The 19114-nt window shown below is 44.4% G+C and carries 13 protein-coding genes and 1 tRNA gene; 8 read left to right on the top strand and 6 right to left on the bottom strand.

Annotated elements, in window-relative coordinates; genetic code table 11:
* The 4 genes from R7Z10_RS21490 (at position 1) to nspC (ending at position 6350) form a co-directional block, all read left to right on the top strand.
* Positions 1-76 (top strand) — tRNA-Gly (locus tag R7Z10_RS21490).
* Between the two features lie 897 nt (positions 77-973).
* Positions 974-3850, top strand: a complete 2877-nt coding sequence (locus tag R7Z10_RS21485; RefSeq protein WP_318105903.1) for a pyridoxal phosphate-dependent class III aminotransferase — start codon at positions 974-976, stop codon at positions 3848-3850.
* An 18-nt stretch (positions 3851-3868) separates the two neighbouring features.
* Complete coding sequence (locus R7Z10_RS21480) at positions 3869-5113, top strand: carboxynorspermidine synthase (RefSeq protein WP_012841628.1); 1245 nt, start codon at positions 3869-3871, stop codon at positions 5111-5113.
* A 103-nt stretch (positions 5114-5216) separates the two neighbouring features.
* Positions 5217-6350: a carboxynorspermidine decarboxylase gene (gene nspC / locus R7Z10_RS21475; RefSeq protein WP_025767273.1), complete on the top strand. Its 1134-nt coding sequence runs from the start codon at positions 5217-5219 to the stop codon at positions 6348-6350.
* Between the two features lie 77 nt (positions 6351-6427).
* Here nspC and R7Z10_RS21470 read toward each other — a convergent pair whose 3' ends face one another.
* On the bottom strand, positions 6428-6940 hold the full coding sequence (locus R7Z10_RS21470; RefSeq protein WP_005376814.1) for a glycine cleavage system protein R: 513 nt from the start codon (positions 6938-6940) through the stop codon (positions 6428-6430).
* A gap of 221 nt (positions 6941-7161) precedes the next feature.
* Complete coding sequence (locus tag R7Z10_RS21465; protein ID WP_005376815.1) at positions 7162-8064, bottom strand: DUF3943 domain-containing protein; 903 nt, start codon at positions 8062-8064, stop codon at positions 7162-7164.
* Between the two features lie 191 nt (positions 8065-8255).
* Here R7Z10_RS21465 and R7Z10_RS21460 point away from each other — a divergent pair, with 191 nt between their 5' ends.
* Positions 8256-9488, top strand: a complete 1233-nt coding sequence (locus tag R7Z10_RS21460) for a CinA family nicotinamide mononucleotide deamidase-related protein (protein ID WP_151514966.1) — start codon at positions 8256-8258, stop codon at positions 9486-9488.
* A 96-nt stretch (positions 9489-9584) separates the two neighbouring features.
* Here the strand turns inward: R7Z10_RS21460 and yfaE are convergent, their stop codons facing one another.
* From yfaE to ubiG, 4 genes are all read right to left on the bottom strand, one after another.
* A complete protein-coding gene (gene yfaE, locus R7Z10_RS21455) occupies positions 9585-9866 on the bottom strand; it encodes a class I ribonucleotide reductase maintenance protein YfaE (RefSeq protein ID WP_005376817.1) in 282 nt (93 codons plus the stop codon).
* Positions 9866-10999, bottom strand: a complete 1134-nt coding sequence (gene nrdB / locus R7Z10_RS21450) for a class Ia ribonucleoside-diphosphate reductase subunit beta (RefSeq protein ID WP_005376818.1) — start codon at positions 10997-10999, stop codon at positions 9866-9868. Before nrdB ends, yfaE begins: the two co-directional genes overlap by 1 nt.
* Positions 11000-11082: 83 nt before the next feature.
* Positions 11083-13365: a class 1a ribonucleoside-diphosphate reductase subunit alpha gene (gene nrdA, locus R7Z10_RS21445; RefSeq protein WP_005376819.1), complete on the bottom strand. Its 2283-nt coding sequence runs from the start codon at positions 13363-13365 to the stop codon at positions 11083-11085.
* A 501-nt stretch (positions 13366-13866) separates the two neighbouring features.
* Positions 13867-14574: a bifunctional 2-polyprenyl-6-hydroxyphenol methylase/3-demethylubiquinol 3-O-methyltransferase UbiG gene (gene ubiG / locus R7Z10_RS21440; RefSeq protein WP_017636129.1), complete on the bottom strand. Its 708-nt coding sequence runs from the start codon at positions 14572-14574 to the stop codon at positions 13867-13869.
* A gap of 475 nt (positions 14575-15049) precedes the next feature.
* Between ubiG and gyrA the strand changes: the two genes are divergently transcribed.
* The 3 genes from gyrA to R7Z10_RS21425 all read left to right on the top strand — a co-directional run bounded on the left by gyrA (position 15050) and on the right by R7Z10_RS21425 (position 19105).
* Positions 15050-17761 carry a DNA topoisomerase (ATP-hydrolyzing) subunit A gene (gene gyrA / locus R7Z10_RS21435; protein WP_017636128.1) on the top strand — a complete coding sequence of 904 codons (2712 nt, stop codon included), beginning with the start codon at positions 15050-15052 and terminating at the stop codon, positions 17759-17761.
* 123 nt (positions 17762-17884) lie between these two features.
* Positions 17885-18508 carry a tetratricopeptide repeat protein gene (locus tag R7Z10_RS21430; RefSeq protein ID WP_054701274.1) on the top strand — a complete coding sequence of 208 codons (624 nt, stop codon included), beginning with the start codon at positions 17885-17887 and terminating at the stop codon, positions 18506-18508.
* Positions 18509-18550: 42 nt separating this feature from the next.
* Complete coding sequence (locus tag R7Z10_RS21425) at positions 18551-19105, top strand: hypothetical protein (RefSeq protein ID WP_017636126.1); 555 nt, start codon at positions 18551-18553, stop codon at positions 19103-19105.
* The last annotated feature ends 9 nt before the right edge of the window (positions 19106-19114 follow it).

Genomic DNA, 19114 nt, shown 5'->3' with positions numbered 1-19114 from the left:
GCGACACTAGCTCAGTTGGTAGAGCGCAACCTTGCCAAGGTTGAGGTCACGAGTTCGAACCTCGTGTGTCGCTCCAGATTTAAGGCCTAACATGAAAATGTTAGGCCTTTTTCGTATTTTTTGAAAATCTCAAACTTCTTTTCTGTCACAGACTTCGTTAAGTAACGAACCCTTTGTCTCATTGACTCAAGTGATTGTTCATTCTGCCACTGCAAAACATCTTAGCCATTCCTACTAGTCTATGTTTAAACCATCACTTGTGGAGAATAACCACTCTTGCTCCAGGCAAAGCTGTGACGAGAATGCTATCTTTTTAAATGTTCCGGATATAGAAAGGAATGTTTTACGATTAAGCAGCACAACCTTAAACCTCTGTTAGATGAGGTGATGATATCTCAAGAATATTTGTTTAAATAACAGCTGTTTGAGAGAAGCAGAAAAGCATAGCTCATGAATATGAACATGCGAGTTACGATGGGGTATGTTTTGTTGTGATTTACATCACTGTTACTAATATGAAAAATCGTTGCCAGAAGATTTTATTTTGTGATAAATTCGCGCGCAATCTCGGAGCGTAATTAACAACGTTTGATCTCTGGGGGATACGCGTAGTGACCATTCAAGCTGATTGTGACACTGCGTAGGGTAGGTATCGGCAAAGCCTTTTGTCGATAGACGGGATACTAATGCTGTAAACGCGGCATATTAATGGGAAACCCAACATTGAAACCTTTGAATAAACACACACTAATCAGCTTCATACTGCCGAAATGTCCTGTTTTACAAAACGGGTGCATTACAGAACCTTGATTAATCCCTTTTACATATAAAGTCGCGAGTATCGTGGCGGATGATCTGTATTTGTCATTTATGCACTGACAAATGCGGAGGGGTATTCACACCTCCTGTAATTTCATTCTAATGATTATTAATACAGGATACAGAATTATTATAATTCAAGGGATTATGTAGTATGAGCACTGCCTTTGAAGTCGATAGCAATATCGCAAACATTTTTTCGTCTCAAGTTCCTATCGTTGAGGGAACGTATGACTTAACGCCAGATCAAGTATTGATTGATCAGGCTGAGCATGAATCTGAAGTACGTTCTTATCCACGTCGTTTGCCGATCGCAATTAAACAAGCCTTTGGGTGCTTGGTTGAAGATACGCGTGGACAGATCTTTCTAGACTGCCTTGCGGGGGCAGGCACTCTAGCTTTGGGGTATAACCATCCTGAAATAAACCAAGCTCTGAAAGAGCAATTAGATTCAGGACTGCCATATCAGACGCTAGATATTGCAACATCAGCAAAAACGACGTTTATTCAATCTGTTAAGTCTTTTCTTCCTCAAGAGTTAAGCGAGAACAGCGTTATCCAATTTTGTGGCCCGTCTGGAGCTGATGCGGTTGAAGCTGCTATCAAGCTCGCGAAACAGACTACCGGTCGCAACACTATGTTTGCCTTCCGTGGCGCATACCATGGTATGACTAATGGTACGATGGGGATGATGGGTAACTTAGGCACGAAAGCTCGTCGAACTGGTTTGATGTCGGATGTGCACTTTATGCCTTTCCCATACAACCTGCGTTGTCCTTTTGGGCTTGGCGGTGATGAAGGTGCGAAAGCAAGTATTCGCTATATCGATCGTCTTTTAAACGATGATGAGTCAGGCATTATGAAGCCTGCCGCGATTATCGTGGAGCCAGTGCAAGGTGAGGGTGGTGTTGTTCCTGCGCCAGCATTCTGGCTACGAGAGTTACGTCGTATTTGTGATGAACACGGTATCTTACTGATCTTCGATGAGATCCAGTGTGGTGTTGGTAAAACTGGCTACAATTTCGCGTTCGAAGAGTCGGGCATTGTTCCAGATATTCTGTGTTTATCAAAAGCAATTGGCGGTGGATTACCAATGTCGCTATTGGTTATCAACAAGCAACATGATACATGGAAGCCGGGCGAGCACACAGGTACATTTCGTGGTAACCAGTTAGCCATGGTCTCTGGTGCGAAAGCATTAGAAATTATCCAACGTGATAATCTTGTTGAGCATGCCAATATTGCGGGTCAGTACTTGCGCTACGGCCTTGAAAGTATTCAAAAGCGTGTGAACTGTATCGCAGAGGTTCGTGGCAAAGGTTTGATGCTAGGCGTGGAGATTAAAACTCCAAACGGTGAGCTCAATAAATTTGGTGAACCTCAAGCGGATAGTGAACTCACACTTTCTATTCAACGCGCAGCACTCGAGCGTGGCTTGATCGTTGAGAAAGGTGGACGCGAAGGCGCAGTAATTCGTTTCCTTCCTCCTCTTACCATCTCGTTTGAGCAAATCGACTTTGCTTTACGTGTATTTGAAGACGCGATTTTAGCCGCTGGCGGTAGTCACATCGAAACTCAGCCACAAGATGAATGGAAGAAGCATTTCATCCACACTGGAGAGATGGGCAGCAATGAATTTGCTTCGGTGATGAATCACACTACTACGGCAATGAAGTCAGTGTTTGAACAAGTGACTGCACCGTATTCAGGTATGGATCCAAAAGCATTGGAAGCAGCGATTCACGACGTTGATCTTGATAATGGAAATGCGCCTCTTAAAACCGTTATCGACGATGCTGCTGAGCTGGTCGCGAAAAACGCAATTTTTACTCAACATCCAGATTGTATTGCTCACCTGCATACTCCACCTTTGATGCCAGCGATTGCGGCAGAGGCAATGATTGCGGCTTTGAACCAGTCTATGGATTCATGGGATCAAGCTTCATCAGCGACTTATGTTGAACAGAAAGTTGTGAACTGGCTATGCGATAAATATGAGTTAGGTGAAAAAGCGGACGGTATCTTCACAAGCGGCGGCACGCAAAGTAACCAAATGGGTTTGATGCTTGCGCGAGATTGGATTGCTGACAAACTCAGTGCACACTCAATTCAAAAGCTTGGCCTTCCTGAATACGCAGACAAGCTACGTATTGTATGTTCGAAAAAATCCCACTTCACGGTTCAAAAATCAGCGTCTTGGATGGGATTGGGTGAAAAAGCGGTCATGACCGTCGATGCTAATGCCGATGGAACGATGGATGTCACTAAATTAGACGAAGTTCTCAATCAGGCCAAAGCAGAAGGTTTGATCCCATTTGCCATTGTTGGTACAGCGGGTACAACGGACCACGGTGCTATTGATGACTTAGACTTTATCGCCGATATTGCAGCGAAACATGACATGTGGATGCACGTCGACGGTGCATACGGTGGAGCTCTGATTCTAAGTAGCCAAAAAGCGCGTCTGAAAGGTTGTGAGCGTGCACATTCCATCAGCGTAGACTTCCATAAGCTGTTTTACCAAACCATCAGTTGTGGTGCGCTATTGGTAAATAACAAGTCTAACTTTAAATTCCTGCTTCACCATGCAGACTATTTGAACCGCGAACACGACGAACTACCGAACTTGGTGGATAAGTCTATTGCGACAACTAAGCGTTTTGATGCGCTCAAAGTGTTTATGACGATGCAAAGCGTAGGGCCAAAAGCCCTAGGCGATATGTATGATCATTTGCTTGAGCAGACGCTTGAAGTGGCGGACATGATTCGAGATAACAAACACTTTGAGTTGTTGGCTGAACCATCACTATCTACGGTTCTGTTCCGCGCGACACATGAATCAGCGGATCTTGATGAACTGAACAAAACGTTGCGCTTAGAAGCGTTAACACGCGGTATTGCGGTATTGGGTGAAACCATTGTCGACGATAAAACTGCATTGAAATTTACGATTTTGAACCCGTGTCTGACGACGGCGGACTTTGAATCTTTGCTCTCAAAAATCAATACGCTAGCGGCAGAGCTAGTTTAACAAAGGTAACGGAAAACTATGGCAATTCTACAGATTGGTGCAGGCGGCGTTGGCTGGGTAGTTGCACATAAAGCAGCACAAAACAACGACGTTCTGGGTGATATCACAATCGCATCACGTACCGTAGGTAAGTGTGAGAAAATCATCGAATCGATTCAGAAGAAAAACAATCTGAAAGATTCAACTAAGAAATTAGAAGCGCGAGCGGTAAACGCGGACGACGTAGATTCTTTAGTTGCTTTAATTAAAGAAGTACAACCTGACTTAGTGATCAACGCAGGTCCTCCTTGGGTGAACATGTCTATTATGGAAGCATGTTACCAAGCTAAAGTGTCATACCTTGATACATCTGTTGCGGTTGATTTGTGCTCTGAAGGCCAACAAGTACCTCAAGCTTACGATTGGCAGTGGGGTTACCGTGAGAAGTTTGAAGAAGCGGGCATTACAGGTATTCTTGGTGCTGGTTTCGATCCGGGAGTAGTATCGGTGTTTGCCGCATACGCAGTGAAGCATCTGTTCGATGAAATCGATACTATCGACGTAATGGATGTAAACGCAGGCGACCACGGTAAGAAGTTCGCAACTAACTTTGATCCAGAAACGAACATGCTTGAGATTCAAGGCGATTCGTTCTACTGGGAAAACGGCGAGTGGAAACAAGTACCTTGTCACTCACGTATGCTTGAGTTTGAATTCCCGAATTGTGGTTCACACAAAGTGTACTCAATGGCGCACGACGAAGTTCGATCTATGCAAGAGTTCATCCCGGCGAAACGCATCGAATTCTGGATGGGCTTTGGTGACCGTTACCTAAACTACTTCAATGTGATGCGCGACATCGGTCTACTCAGCCCAGATCCACTAACGCTTCACGACGGTACGGTTGTTCAACCTTTGCACGTGCTAAAAGCACTACTACCAGATCCAACATCACTCGCGCCAGGCTACACTGGCCTAACGTGTATCGGTACTTGGGTTCAAGGTAAGAAAGATGGTAAAGAGCGCAGTGTATTCATTTACAACAACGCTGATCACGAAGTCGCATACGAAGATGTTGAACACCAAGCTATCTCATATACCACTGGCGTACCAGCGATCACTGCGGCTTTGCAGTTCTTCCGTGGCAAGTGGGCAGACAAAGGAGTGTTCAACATGGAACAACTAGATCCAGACCCATTCCTAGAAACCATGCCATCTATTGGTCTAGATTGGCATGTTCAAGAACTGGAGCCAGGGCAACCTGTTATCCATAAATTGAAGTAAGAATTTAGCGACTCTTATTTGTACGTTTAAGCCGATGCACTTGCGTCGGCTTTGTTCGATTTTATAGTGCCTTTGCTAAGGCGAAGGGACGTAAGGTATCAAAATGCAACAAAACGAACTAAAAACGCCATACTTCATGATCAATGAAGACAAGCTGATTGAGAATCTAGAGAAAGCAAAACAGCTAAAAGACATCTCTGGTGTGAAGCTTGTATTAGCACTGAAGTGCTTCTCAACATGGGGTGTATTCGACATCATCAAGCCTTACCTAGACGGAACAACAAGTTCTGGCCCGTTTGAAGTGAAGCTTGGCTACGAAACGTTTGGTGGTGAGACACACGCATACAGCGTGGGTTACAGCGAAGATGACGTTCGCGATGTGGCGGACATCTGTGACAAGATGATCTTTAACTCTCAGTCACAGCTAGCGGCTTATCGTCATATTGTCGAAGGCAAAGCATCGATTGGCTTGCGCCTAAACCCAGGTGTGAGCTATGCAGGGCAAGACTTAGCAAACCCAGCGCGTCAATTCTCTCGTCTTGGTGTTCAGGCTGATCACATCAAACCGGAAATTTTTGATGGTATTGATGGCGTAATGTTCCACATGAACTGTGAGAACAAAGACGTGGATGCGTTTATCGGCTTACTCGATGCTATTTCAGATCAGTTTGGCGAGTACCTAGATAAGCTGGACTGGGTAAGCATGGGCGGCGGCGTGTTCTTCACATGGCCGGGGTACGATATCGAGAAGTTAGGGTTAGCACTTAAAGCGTTCTCAGAGAAACACGGCGTACAAATGTATTTAGAGCCGGGCGAAGCGATCATTACCAAGACGACTGACCTAGTGGTCACTGTGGTTGATATCGTTGAGAACGTAAAGAAGACGGCGATTGTCGATTCAGCCACAGAAGCTCACCGCTTAGATACGTTGATCTACAATGAGCCAGCGTCAATTCTTGAAGCATCTGAAAATGGTGAACACGAGTATGTGATCGGCTCGTGCTCTTGTTTGGCTGGAGACCAGTTCTGCGTGGCGAACTTCGAACAGCCTCTAGAGATAGGACAGCGTCTGCATATTCTAGATAGTGCCGGTTACACCATGGTGAAACTGAACTGGTTTAACGGTCTACGTATGCCGTCGGTCTACTGTGAACGCTCGAATGGTGACATTCAAAAACTGAATGAATTTGACTACTCTGATTTCAAACGTTCACTGTCTCAGTGGTCAGTGAAATAAAACGTATTGAGTATTAGAACGACAAAGAGCAGCTGAATTGCTGCTCTTTTTATTGGGGAAGCGTTAAAGGTATGCAGTTAGCTTTCTACAATTACACGAGTGTCTTCACTCAGAGATTCTAACTCATTGGCTATGTCTTCAATTTCTAGCTCGCTAGGTAGTTTTATCGCCATTTTAGCGCTGAATAAGCTAGAGCTTACCCCTCCGCCTCCTGCAATGAATACACGCTGACAATCCATATCTAAAATTGAGATACCTTGATTATCGAGAACGTGAGTAATTTCATTCACAATACCCGCTCTATCGTTGGCATCTAAACGAAGTTGGAAGATAGTGTCTTCACGATATGAATGAGGTTCAGAGTCGACGAACCTAACAACAAGAGTCTGACAAGAAGAGAACGCCTGTTTAACGATGTCGGCATTTTCTCTTGGAAGCTCTACTTTGATGACACCTGCAACTTGGTCTTCGATAAAGTTTACTTTGCTGATCAGCCATTTCCCGCCGTTTTCGTGTGTGATTGCAGCGAGCTCTTTAATCGTGGCGGGTGACGCTTGTCCGACAAAATTAACAATAAATACGGTGTTCATAATGTCCCCTCCTGGAATCAAGGTTTGGACGCAGTACGAATAAACGTGCTACTTAAGTTATTGGAATAAATCCTTTTATTTAGTGTAGGTGCTAAGGGCGGGTAATGTTTGATGAAAGTCAATTTTTAACACTAATTCGTGATGCAAATAATTAAAACAATGTTCAGAGCACAAAAAAACAGCCATCGTAAGGCTGCTTTTTACCGAGTATCAACTTAGGATTAGAAGGTTACTTTTAACTCGACACCATAAAATTGACTGTCATAGTTTGCGCCTGCGTCCATGGCGAATTTTGCAACATCTTGGTTTCCAAACCAAGGTGATGAATTGAATTGTAGTTCTGCACTACCGCCCCATGCATCAGTTACCCAATAATGAATATGTCCAACAGGGTTTAAGAAGAAGAGCGAAACATCACCTGCGGTTTCAGAGCCCATAACTTCGCCGCCGTTTGCAATAATGTCTTGCTCAGCCGTTAACATCATTTCACCAACAACAGCACCAAAGAATGGTGTGATAAAAATATCCTGCCAAGATGGTACTTCTGCGAACGCCTCCACGCCATACTCCCAAAAGAACGTCGACATAGTTGCGGAGTACAAAAACGACTGAAATTCATTATAGCCAGCGTGACGTGCTGCCGTGTAGTAAACGCCGCCAAAATATGGGTGCATGATGTAGTTGAGGACATGTTCATCGCGATCCCAAACGGGGCCGTCAGAGACATTATCTTTCCACTTTTGCCCCAACTTACTCATGTCTCGGTCTTCTTCGTCCCATTTGGTGATACTTTCTGGAAGAAAAGTCATCATGCCTACGGTCGCGATACTGAGACCTAGAATGGTGTAGGTTTGACCCATCAGGTAATCCCAGTCTTTATCTTGAGGGATGATGAGATGTTTAGGCTGAAGCCCTGCGTCAAGGTTTAGCGAATCATCATTATTCTGTTCATACATAACACCGCGATTTTGAGCCTCGAAGGTGTACAGAGTCGTCGTTTCGCAGTAACCTGACAAGCAATCAGGTGTGTAAGAAAACTCTGTATGACGGCTTAGGTCATAGTGACTTGCGTGCGCAAGCGCTGACGAAGCCAAGCAAAGGCCTGTTAGAGTCGTCTTGAACATGGATGATTTTGACACAAAGGTCTCCGAGTTAATGGTGTATGTTCGGGCTCGTAATTATCCCTCAAAACATCAATCATTTAAACACTTGACCCTTATTTAGTCCCAACAAACCTCGGCGAGATTTGTCCAAATAAAAAGAAAAATAAGCGCTATAACGAAAATAGGATTGTGCTTACGTTCAGGAGTCAGTTGTGAAAATAGCAATGCTTAGTACTGGTGAGGAAGTCCTCCACGGTGATATTGTTGATACTAATGCGGCATGGTTGTCTAGCCTGTTTTATCAACATGGATTTGGCTTAACAAAGCGCTCAACGGTTGGTGATAGCCTATCGAGTTTGGTTGAAGAGTTTTTAATGCTCAGCTTTAACAACGATGTGGTTATTGTTAATGGTGGTTTAGGCCCTACAACGGATGACATGAGTGCTGCCGCCGCCGCGAGAGCCGCCGATTGTAAACTGGTGCTATTCCAAGAGTGGTTGCAGCATCTAGAAAGTTTGTATGCTCGACGTGGCATCCCTATGCCGGACAGTAATTTAAAGCAAGCAATGCTGCCAGAAACGGCAGAGATATTGGACAACCCGATAGGCACTGCTTGCGGTTTCAAAATGCTGATTAATGATGCCATTTTTTATTTCACACCGGGTGTACCAAGTGAATTTAAGCTCATGGCAGAGACGCAAATTCTTCCCGATCTGAGAAGAGTGTTTCCCGATGTTCAAGGTTCATGTTGTAGTCGAATCTACACGTTTGGTCTATCTGAATCCGGTATTTCAGATAAGCTAGATCAGCTAAAACTTCCTCAAGGCTATGAGCTAGGGTATCGCTCTTACTTGCCTTTTATTGAAGTGAAACTTTTTGGTCCTTCAGATCAGCTTGAACAGCGTTTGAAACTCGTACAGATAATTAATAAACACCTTGAGAGTAATACCGTTAGTATTGATTTACCTATGGTTGAAAATGTCGGCCAGTTGTTGGTCGATAAAGGACTAACAGTGTCGACCTCCGAAAAAAGTAGCGGAGGATACTTAACGTACTGGCTAAACGGTGATGAAAACGCTGAAAAGCAACTAGGGCATGGTTGGATACTACCGAGCCTGACTCAAGCGATGGCCAACAGCGGAGATCCATTAGCAGAAACGTTTGCTCTGGCTGGTGCTACGCGAGAGAAGTGTGGGACGGATTTATCACTCGTTACTGGCCATATTGAAGAGGGTTTTTTTTCCGTCGCTTTATCGACACCGTCAGGCGAGTGGGGAGCGTTATATAAACTCTCGAAAAAGTATCAGCGCAGTGATCAAGTTAAAGTGATCAGCACGGCAGCTCTAGACTTGTTGCGTCGCTACCTAGAACGTAAACCGATGTTTGCGCATTATGCATTTTTAGAGAAAGTTAAAGAGATGCACCTCCCGAGCAGTGCTTTATAACCAAAGCTCTATACAGTAGTCTGAGAGACAAAACACAGAGACAAAAAAGCCAAGGTGATTGCCTTGGCTTTTGCATTTTATACCGTCGAGTCAACGTTATGCGCGCTGCTTTTCTTTCATCGCGTAGTTAACGCCGCTAAGTGACAAATCTGATTTTGCTTTACAGATACAAGGTAATATTTCATCACTTTGTGTGTAAGCCATGGCAAAACCAACATACTCCACTTCACCAGACTCCAATTTGCAGCGACAGGCGCCGCAGTGCCCATCACGGCAGTTGTATTCTGGTAATAGGCCAGCTTGCTCCATTGTTTCCAAAATCGTATTGGAAGGGTTGGATTCAATGCTGATCAGTTTGTTGATTTTGAGTGTTGCCATTACAGCTCGAATCCTTCGAAGTCATCTGCGCGAACTTCATTGTCAATTTGACCCACAAGGTAAGAAGAGATTTCTGCTTCTTGAGGCGCAACTTGAACGTTATCTGAAGACAACCAAGCGTTAATCCATGGAATTGGGTTGGTTGTTGCTTCTGGATACGCTGCTGGTAGACCTACCGCTTGCATACGAATATTTGTGATGTATTCAACGTATTGGCTTAGGATGTCTTTGTTTAGACCGATCATAGAGCCATCTTTGAATAGATACTCTGCCCACTCTTTTTCTTGCTCAGCCGCTTCTTTGAATAGGTCAAAACAGTCCTGTTTTGCCTCTTCTGCGATTTGCATGAAAGTGAAGTCATCTTGACCGTTACGTAGCAGGTTGATCATGTGCTGCGTGCCATTTAAGTGAAGTGCTTCGTCACGAGCGATCAGCTTGATGATTTTCGCGTTACCTTCCATTAGTTCGCGTTCTGCGAAAGCGAAAGAACATGCGAAACTTACGTAAAAACGAATAGCTTCTAATGCGTTAACAGACATCAGACAGATGTACAGCTTCTTCTTAAGATCGTACAGACTAACCTTAACCGTTTCACCGTTAAGGACATGCTCACCTTCACCGTAGCGATGGTAATCATTCGTCGCTTGAATCAAATCGTCGTAGTAGTGCGCGATGTCTTTTGCACGCTTCAGAATGTGCTCGTTCTCAACGATATCATCAAACACTACAGCAGGGTCGTTCACGATGTTACGAATAATGTGTGTGTAAGAACGAGAGTGAATCGTTTCAGAGAAAGACCAAGTCTCAATCCAAGTCTCTAGTTCTGGTAGAGACACAAGCGGCAGCAGTGCCACGTTAGGGCTGCGGCCTTGGATAGAGTCAAGAAGCGTTTGGTACTTCAAGTTAGAGATGAAGATGTGCTTCTCGTGATCTGGCAGTTTGTTGTAATCGATACGGTCGCTAGATACGTCTACTTCTTCTGGACGCCAGAAGAAAGAAAGTTGTTTCTCGATAAGTTTTTCGAAAATCTCAAACTTTTGTTGGTCGTAACGTGCAACGTTTACTGATTGACCTAGGAACATTGGTTCCTTCAATTGGTCATTCTTTTTTTGGTTAAAAGTACTGTAAGCCATAATGCCTCAATTCCTTTTAAACCTCCCCGTAAGGGGGAGGTTATCGATAGTCTGTCTTTACGGGTTCGCTAGGTACGGGAAGATTAAATCTTACAACCGCCGCCAGCACAATCGTCATCTTGTGGTTGAACAGCGTCTTTCTGTTCATCTTTCGCGCCATCACGAGTGTTGTGGTAGTAAAGCGTTTTCACACCAAACTTATACGCTGTTAGCAGGTCTTGAAGTAGTTTCTTCATTGGAACCTTGCCAGTCTCGTAACGTGACGGGTCGTAGTTAGTATTAGCAGAGATAGCTTGGTCAACAAACTTCTGCATAATACCCACAAGGTGCAGATAACCGTCGTTCGAACCGATATTCCAAAGCAGTTCATAGCTGTCTTTAAGTTCTGTGAACTCTGGTACAACTTGCTTCAGGATACCGTCTTTCGAAGCTTTTACTGAAACGTAACCACGTGGTGGCTCAATACCGTTAGTTGCGTTTGAAATCTGAGAAGAAGTCTCAGAAGGCATTAGTGCAGTCAGTGTTGAGTTACGTAGGCCGTGCTCCATAATTTCTTTACGTAGGCTGTCCCAGTCGTAGTGCAGCGCTTCGTCACAAATTAGGTCGATATCTTTCTTATACGTATCAATCGGCAGTAAGCCTTTCGCGTAGTTCGTCTCGTCGAATGAAGGACACTTACCTTGTTCTTTCGCCAGTGCTACAGATGCTTTCAATAGGTAGTACTGCATTGCTTCGAACGTACGGTGAGTTAGGCCGTTCGCGCTACCGTCAGAGTATTTCACGCCATTCTTCGCTAAGTAGTAAGCAAAGTTAATCACACCAACACCTAGCGTACGACGGTTCATAGTCGATTTGTATGCCGCTGGTAGAGGGTAATCTTGGTAATCAAGCAGTGCATCTAACGCACGAACAACAAGATCGGATAGCTCTTCGAAATCATCTAGAGACTTGATAGCACCTAAGTTGAATGCAGAAAGCGTACACAGTGCGATCTCGCCTGAGTCATCTTCAACGTTAGTTAATGGTTTCGTTGGCAGTGCGATTTCTAAACATAGGTTCGACTGACGAACTGGAGCGACTTCAGAATCAAATGGGCTGTGAGTATTACAATGGTCCACGTTCTGGATGTAGATACGACCCGTTGATGCACGCTCTTGCATTAGCAGAGTGAACATTTCAATCGCTTTAACCGTTTCTTTCTTGATTGAAGGATCGTTCTCGTACTTCACGTATAAACGCTCAAACTCTTCTTGGTTTTCGAAGAATGCGTCGTACAGACCAGGTACATCAGATGGTGAGAATAGCGTAATATTGCCGCCTTCAACTAAACGTTGGTACATCAGTTTGTTTAACTGAACACCGTAGTCCATGTGACGAACACGGTTTTCTTCAACACCACGGTTGTTCTTAAGTACCATTAGTGAGCGTGCTTCACCGTGCCACATTGGGTAGAACACAGTAGCTGCGCCACCACGTACACCACCTTGTGAACAACATTTTACTGCTGTTTGGAAGTACTTGTAGAACGGAATACAACCAGTGTGGAATGCTTCACCACCGCGAATCTCTGAGCCTAATGCACGGATACGACCTGCGTTGATACCAATACCAGCGCGCTGAGATACGTAACGAACAATTGAGCTTGCTGTTGCGTTAATAGAATCAAGACTGTCTCCACACTCGATCAGAACACATGAGCTGAACTGGCGAGTAGGGGTACGCACGCCAGACATAATTGGCGTAGGTAGAGAAATCTTAAATGTCGATGTCGCATCGTAGAAACGTTTGATGTAATCAAGACGTGTCGCTTTTGGATATTTCGCAAATAAGCACGCTGCTACAAGGATGTATAAGAACTGAGCACTTTCGTAAATTTGGCCCGTAACACGGTTCTGTACGAAGTACTTACCCTCTAGCTGCTTAACTGCCGCGTATGAGAAATTTAGGTCGCGTTTATGGTCGAGGTACGCATCAAGTTCGTCGAGTTCTGCTTTTGTGTAGTCTTCTAGAATATGTTGATCGTACTTACCCATATCGACGAGGCGAGACACGTGATCATAAAGCGTTGGTGGCTCGTATTGGCCATACGCTTTTTTACGCAGATGGAATACCGCTAGGCGAGCAGCTAGGTATTGGTAATCCGGAGTCTCTTCAGAGATCAGGTCTGCCGCAGACTTGATGATTGTCTCGTGAATATCTGTCGTTGTGATGCCGTCGTAAAACTGGATGTGAGCGCGAAGTTCTACTTGAGAAACCGAAACATTATCTAGACCTTCTGCAGCCCAAGTGATAACGCGGTGGATTTTATCCAGATCGATACTTTCTTTACGGCCATCACGCTTGGTGACGGTAAGTTGTTGGTTCATTCTGCTTTATTTCCCTAAGAAAACTGATAAAAGCCGTATTTTTGTTTGTTTATGTGCAATATGAGTAAAGCTTGCGGCGGCTTTGTGATCAAAGTCTATCTATATATTGTCGCTTAAACACAACATATAGGGGTTCATTTGTTTGCGGGTTACAAGATAGTGCTATTACACTGATTTATCAAGGTACAGATCGGGGATGACTTGTGGATAACTGACAAAATGAAGAAAAACAGTAAGTGAACACTAACCGATGAGAAAAGGGCAGACTTGAATGGTTAAAAGTACGGTTTCGAGATCGGTTTAGAAATAACCGCATGCAAAAATATTTTCCTTGATCTTTGGCCGTTTTTATCTACGAAAAATGGCTTGGTCAAAATGGAATCTAGAGCACGAATTTTAGCCATAAAAAGACAAAAAAAGCGGCAACTTTGTGCTACCGCTTCCGATTCATTTTCTTTAAAAAATGTCAATCACAAAACTCATTTTTTAACTTAATAGCGTTCAGTATTTTTTAGTATGAACGATGTAGTTTACATCTACATTACGACCGAGTTTGTAGCTATCATTTAGAGGGTTGTAATGAAGCCCAGTAATGCCCATTTCCGTCAGGTCAGTTTGGTCTATCATCTTCATCATTTCGGCTGGCTTGATAAACTTATCGTGCTCATGAGTGCCTTCAGGAACAATCTTAAGAAGCTTCTCAGCACCGACAATAGCAAATAAGTACGACTTAATGTTTCGGTTCAAAGTTGAGAAAAACACGTGACCACCGGGTTTGACTAGCGCAGCACAAGAGCGGATAACGGAGAGAGGATCTGGAACGTGTTCAAGCATCTCCATACAAGTCACGACATCGTAAGTTCCTGCGTTTTCTATAGCGTGGTCTTCTATTGTGCTCTGAATGTAGGTCAGTTGAGTGCCTGTTTCTAATGCATGTAGTCGCGCGACTTCTAATGGTTCTTTACCCATATCAAGCCCCGTCACAATAGCGCCTTCTTTTGCCATGCTTTCAGCAAGAATGCCACCACCACAGCCGACATCAAGTGTTCGCTTGCCAAACAAGCCATTTGCTTTTTCAAGTACATAGTTCAAACGAAGTGGGTTAATTTGATGAAGCGGCTTAAACTCGCCTTCTAAATCCCACCATCGAGAAGCCATGTCCTCGAATTTCTTAATTTCACTTGGGTCGACGTTTTGTGCTTTAGTCATAATTGGTTTTATTGCATTCAATCTGAGTCCTTTAGAGGGCGCCAGTATACTCCAACGTTTTACACCCAAACAACCTCGATGTGCTTAGTTAAGGGACAATGACAGAGTTCACTGGCGCGGCAATCGAGACAGGTGCCTGTAATTTGTAAAGCGCTAACTATTGTTTTTGGTTCATCCTTGAACTGGTGCCAGTGATAATAACTCTAAAACCTGCATTTTCGCGTTGTGTGGTTAAAGGAATTTACCTCGCTTTTCCGCGTAAAGGGTCCGATTTTGCTCAATATTGACCGAAATATAACCACTAATCAGAAAGATATGGGATGAGTGTGCAAATTCTCGACATTTGATTCATAACCAAGCTCACAACCTGATAAAAGGAGAGGGAAAGTGATGCCGAAGTGATGAATTGTGTGTTATATTTTTGCACCTTACACGTATCGTAATTACGATCAGATAATAGAGGGATAATGGCTCTATGAGCGATTTAGCTAAAGAGATCACGCCCGTAAACATTGAAGATGAGCTTAGAGGTTCATACCTAGACTATGCGATGTCAGTCATCGTGGGTCGTGCTCTTCCAGATGTGCGTGATGGCCTAAAACCAGTACACCGCCGCGTTTTATTCGCGATGAACGTACTAGGCAACGATTGGAACAAACCATATAAAAAATCAGCCCGTGTTGTCGGCGACGTAATCGGTAAATATCACCCACATGGTGATAGTGCTGTGTACGACACAATCGTACGTATGGCTCAGCCGTTCTCGCTTCGTTACATGCTGGTCGATGGTCAAGGTAACTTTGGCTCGATCGATGGTGACTCTGCTGCGGCAATGCGTTACACCGAAGTTCGAATGGCAAAAATTGCCCATGAACTATTGGCTGACCTAGACAAAGAAACCGTAGACTACGTACCAAACTACGACGGTACTGAGCAGATCCCAGCGGTTCTTCCAACTAAAATTCCAAACCTATTGGTTAACGGTGCTTCTGGTATCGCAGTAGGTATGGCAACCAACATCCCGCCTCATAACCTTGGCGAAGTGATTGATGGCTGTCTTGCATACATCAATAATGAAGAAATCACTATTGATGAACTAATGGATTACATTCCTGGTCCTGATTTCCCAACGGCGGCGCTTATCAGCGGTCGTAAAGGCATTGTAGACGCGTACAAAACAGGTCGCGGCAAAATCTACATGCGTTCGAAAGCGGACATCGAAGTGGAGAAGAATGGTAAAGAGACCATTATCGTCACTGAAATTCCTTACCAGGTGAACAAAGCTCGCTTGATCGAAAAGATCGCTGAGCTAGTTAAAGATAAGAAAGTAGAAGGTATCAGTGCACTGCGCGACGAGTCAGATAAAGACGGTATGCGCATTGTTATTGAGTGTAAGCGCGATGCTGTGGGCGAAGTAGTTCTAAACAACCTTTACGCTCAGACTCAGCTGCAAACCACTTTCGGTATCAACATGGTGGCCCTAAACAATGGCCAGCCACAGCTATTCAACCTAAAAGATATGTTGAAGTGCTTTGTTGATCACCGTCGTGAAGTTGTGACACGCCGTACTATTTTCGAACTGCGTAAAGCGCGTGAACGTGCTCATATCCTTGAAGGTTTAGCTCTAGCGCTTGCTAACATTGATGAAATTATTGAGCTTATCCGTAAGGCACCTACACCGGCTGAAGCAAAAGCGGGTCTTATCGCTCGTGGTTGGGATTTAGGCAACGTTTCAGCAATGCTAGAGCGTGCTGGTACAGATGCTGCGCGCCCTGAATGGCTAGAGCCTGAATACGGTATTCGTGATGGTCAGTACTTCCTGACTGAGCAACAAGCACAAGCTATCCTAGATCTACGTTTACATAAACTAACAGGTCTAGAACACGAGAAGATTCTTGGCGAATACAAAACACTTCTAGAAGAAATCGCTGAACTCATGCATATCCTTGCGAGCACTGAGCGTTTGATGGAAGTGATCCGTGAAGAACTTGAAGCGGTTCGTGACGGCTTTGGTGACGCTCGTCGTACAGAAATCACAGCTGCGAGCCATGATATTGACATGGAAGAGCTGATCGCACGTGAAGACGTTGTGGTTACTCTATCTCACGGTGGTTACGTTAAGTACCAAGTACTGAGCGACTACGAGTCACAGCGCCGTGGTGGTAAAGGCAAGAGTGCGACTAAGATGAAAGATGAAGACCATATCGAGCGTCTTCTAGTGGCGAATACCCACGATAACATCTTGTGTTTCTCTACTCGTGGTAAAACATACCGCCTGAAAGTTTACCAATTGCCTCTAGCGAGCCGTACTGCGCGTGGTAAGCCAATCGTAAACATCCTTCCACTCGAAGAAGGTGAGCGCATTACCGCGATTCTACGTGTTGATGAATTCTCTGAAGACAAATTCATCTTCATGGCAACAGGTGACGGTACGGTTAAGAAAACGCCGTTGAACCAGTTTGCAAACGTACGTTCAAACGGCCTAATCGCTGTGAACCTACGTGAAGACGATTCGTTAATCGGTGTGGATATCACTAACGGCGAAAATGAAATCATGCTGTTCTCTAAAGCGGGTAAAGTGGTTCGCTTTAAAGAAGCAGAAGAGATTCCAGTACTTGATGAAAATGGTAAACCAGTTCTTGATGAGAATGGTCAGCCAGAGATCAAGTTTAAAGGTGTTCGTCCTATGGGTCGTACCGCCTCTGGTGTTCGTGGTATGAAACTGGCTGAAAATGACCAAGTTGTATCACTTATTGTTCCTTCGCACGAAGGCGACATCCTAACGGTTACAGAAAACGGTTATGGTAAACGCACAGCACTTAGCGAGTACCCGACAAAAGGTCGTGGCACTCAAGGTGTAGTTTCTATCAAAGTTTCTGAGCGAAATGGCCCGGTAGTTGGTGCTATCCAGGTTGTTGAAGGTGATGAAATGATGATGATCACCGACGCTGGCACGTTAGTACGTACTCGTGTGGGTGAAGTTAGCCAAGTTGGTCGTAACACACAAGGTGTAACGCTTATCCGTACTGCGGAAGATGAATCAGTTGTTGGTTTGCAACGTATTGAAGAAGTTGATGATGAAGAGCTGCCTGCTGATGAAGATGCAGAAGCGTTAGAGTCAACAGACGAAAATACGCAGCAAGACGCTCCAGCTGCTGATGATGCAGAGGAAGGTAACGAAGAGTAATCTTACATCGTTATCCTGATATGAAAAGCCGAGCCTTAGTTGCTCGGCTTTTTTGTATCTGTATCAACGCATTTAAAGTAAGAAATGCGTACACTGACGTTATCTTTGTTTACAGGACGTGTTATGTCTGTTTGGTTTTTCGCTGCCATCACTCTGATGGGGCTGTTTATCGTACTCTTATCACTGAGTGCATCAAAAGTTAAACCTGCTCAATGGTTTGGCTTTTGCCTGTTAGTACTTGTCGTGACGAGTGCCAGTTTCTTATTGCTGCATCAAACTCCGCCTAAACCAATACAAGCGGAAATGTCACGAATGATGACTGCTCGTGACATCATGAAAGAGATTCAAGACCAGTTGCGTGAAGATCCGAACAACGCTGAATTGTGGTTCCAACTCGGGCAGGGCTACCTGCTAGAGGGGGAATTTGATGGCGCGCTGATTTGTTTTGATTACGCGATCCAACTGACTGAGCCAGTCAGTGCCACGCAACTTGCCGCAAAAGCGACGACCTTGTACTACATTCACCAGCAATCAATGACGCAAGAAGTTAGCTTGCTTTTGGAGCAAGCTTTGCAGATAGAACCGCACAATGAAGCCGCTTTGTCTTTGATCGCAAATGATCATTTTCTGTCATTCCGATTTCAGGAAGCGATTGATGCCTGGGTACTATTATTAGATTCTAATGATCCAAATTTAGATAGGGTGCAAATCATTAACTCTATTAACAAAGCAAAAGAGCTGTTGTAAGCGTACAATTTAACAAGCAATAGAGGGAAAGGTGGGCAACGAATGAAAAATAAAGCACTAAGCATATTGGTTTTGCTGTGCGGCTCTGTGCTGGCGGGCTGTAGCTCTTCCGATCATTCTGGCTCTTCCTCTACGGTTTATTATTCATCGGGTTACTACGACCCGTGGTGGTACGATCATGACGACTACTGGATTTATTACTATCCGGGCTGTTGCGATAACGACGATGAATACAAAGAGAAACTGGAAGAGTGGTGGAATGGTTTAGATGAAGACCAACAGCAATCCATCAAAGACAAAATCGAAGATTGGAAAGACGACGATATGTCCGCCAATATCGATAACATGAAACGCCAACTTGACGATCATTGGCAATCACTGCCTGACGAGCAAAAGCAAGAGATTCGAACCCAATGGGAGAATCGTCCGGAGCATATTGAACCAGCGACTTTACAAGGCAAGGCGGTGAAAGAAAAGGTTCAACAAAGAAAAGCATTACCGGAAACGAAGATCCAGCGTCCAGTTGCTCGTCCAAATGTGCAGATACCTAAAGCACGTCCAAATATTCAACCTAGACCTAGGCTTCCTCGTCGCTAGTACATTCGA

Source organism: Vibrio sp. Vb1018 (genome assembly GCF_033338775.1).
Taxonomy (GTDB): Bacteria; Pseudomonadota; Gammaproteobacteria; order Enterobacterales; family Vibrionaceae; genus Vibrio; species Vibrio alginolyticus.
Note: the sequence above shows the minus strand (reverse complement) of the source record. Positions and strands in the feature narration are given on the sequence as shown.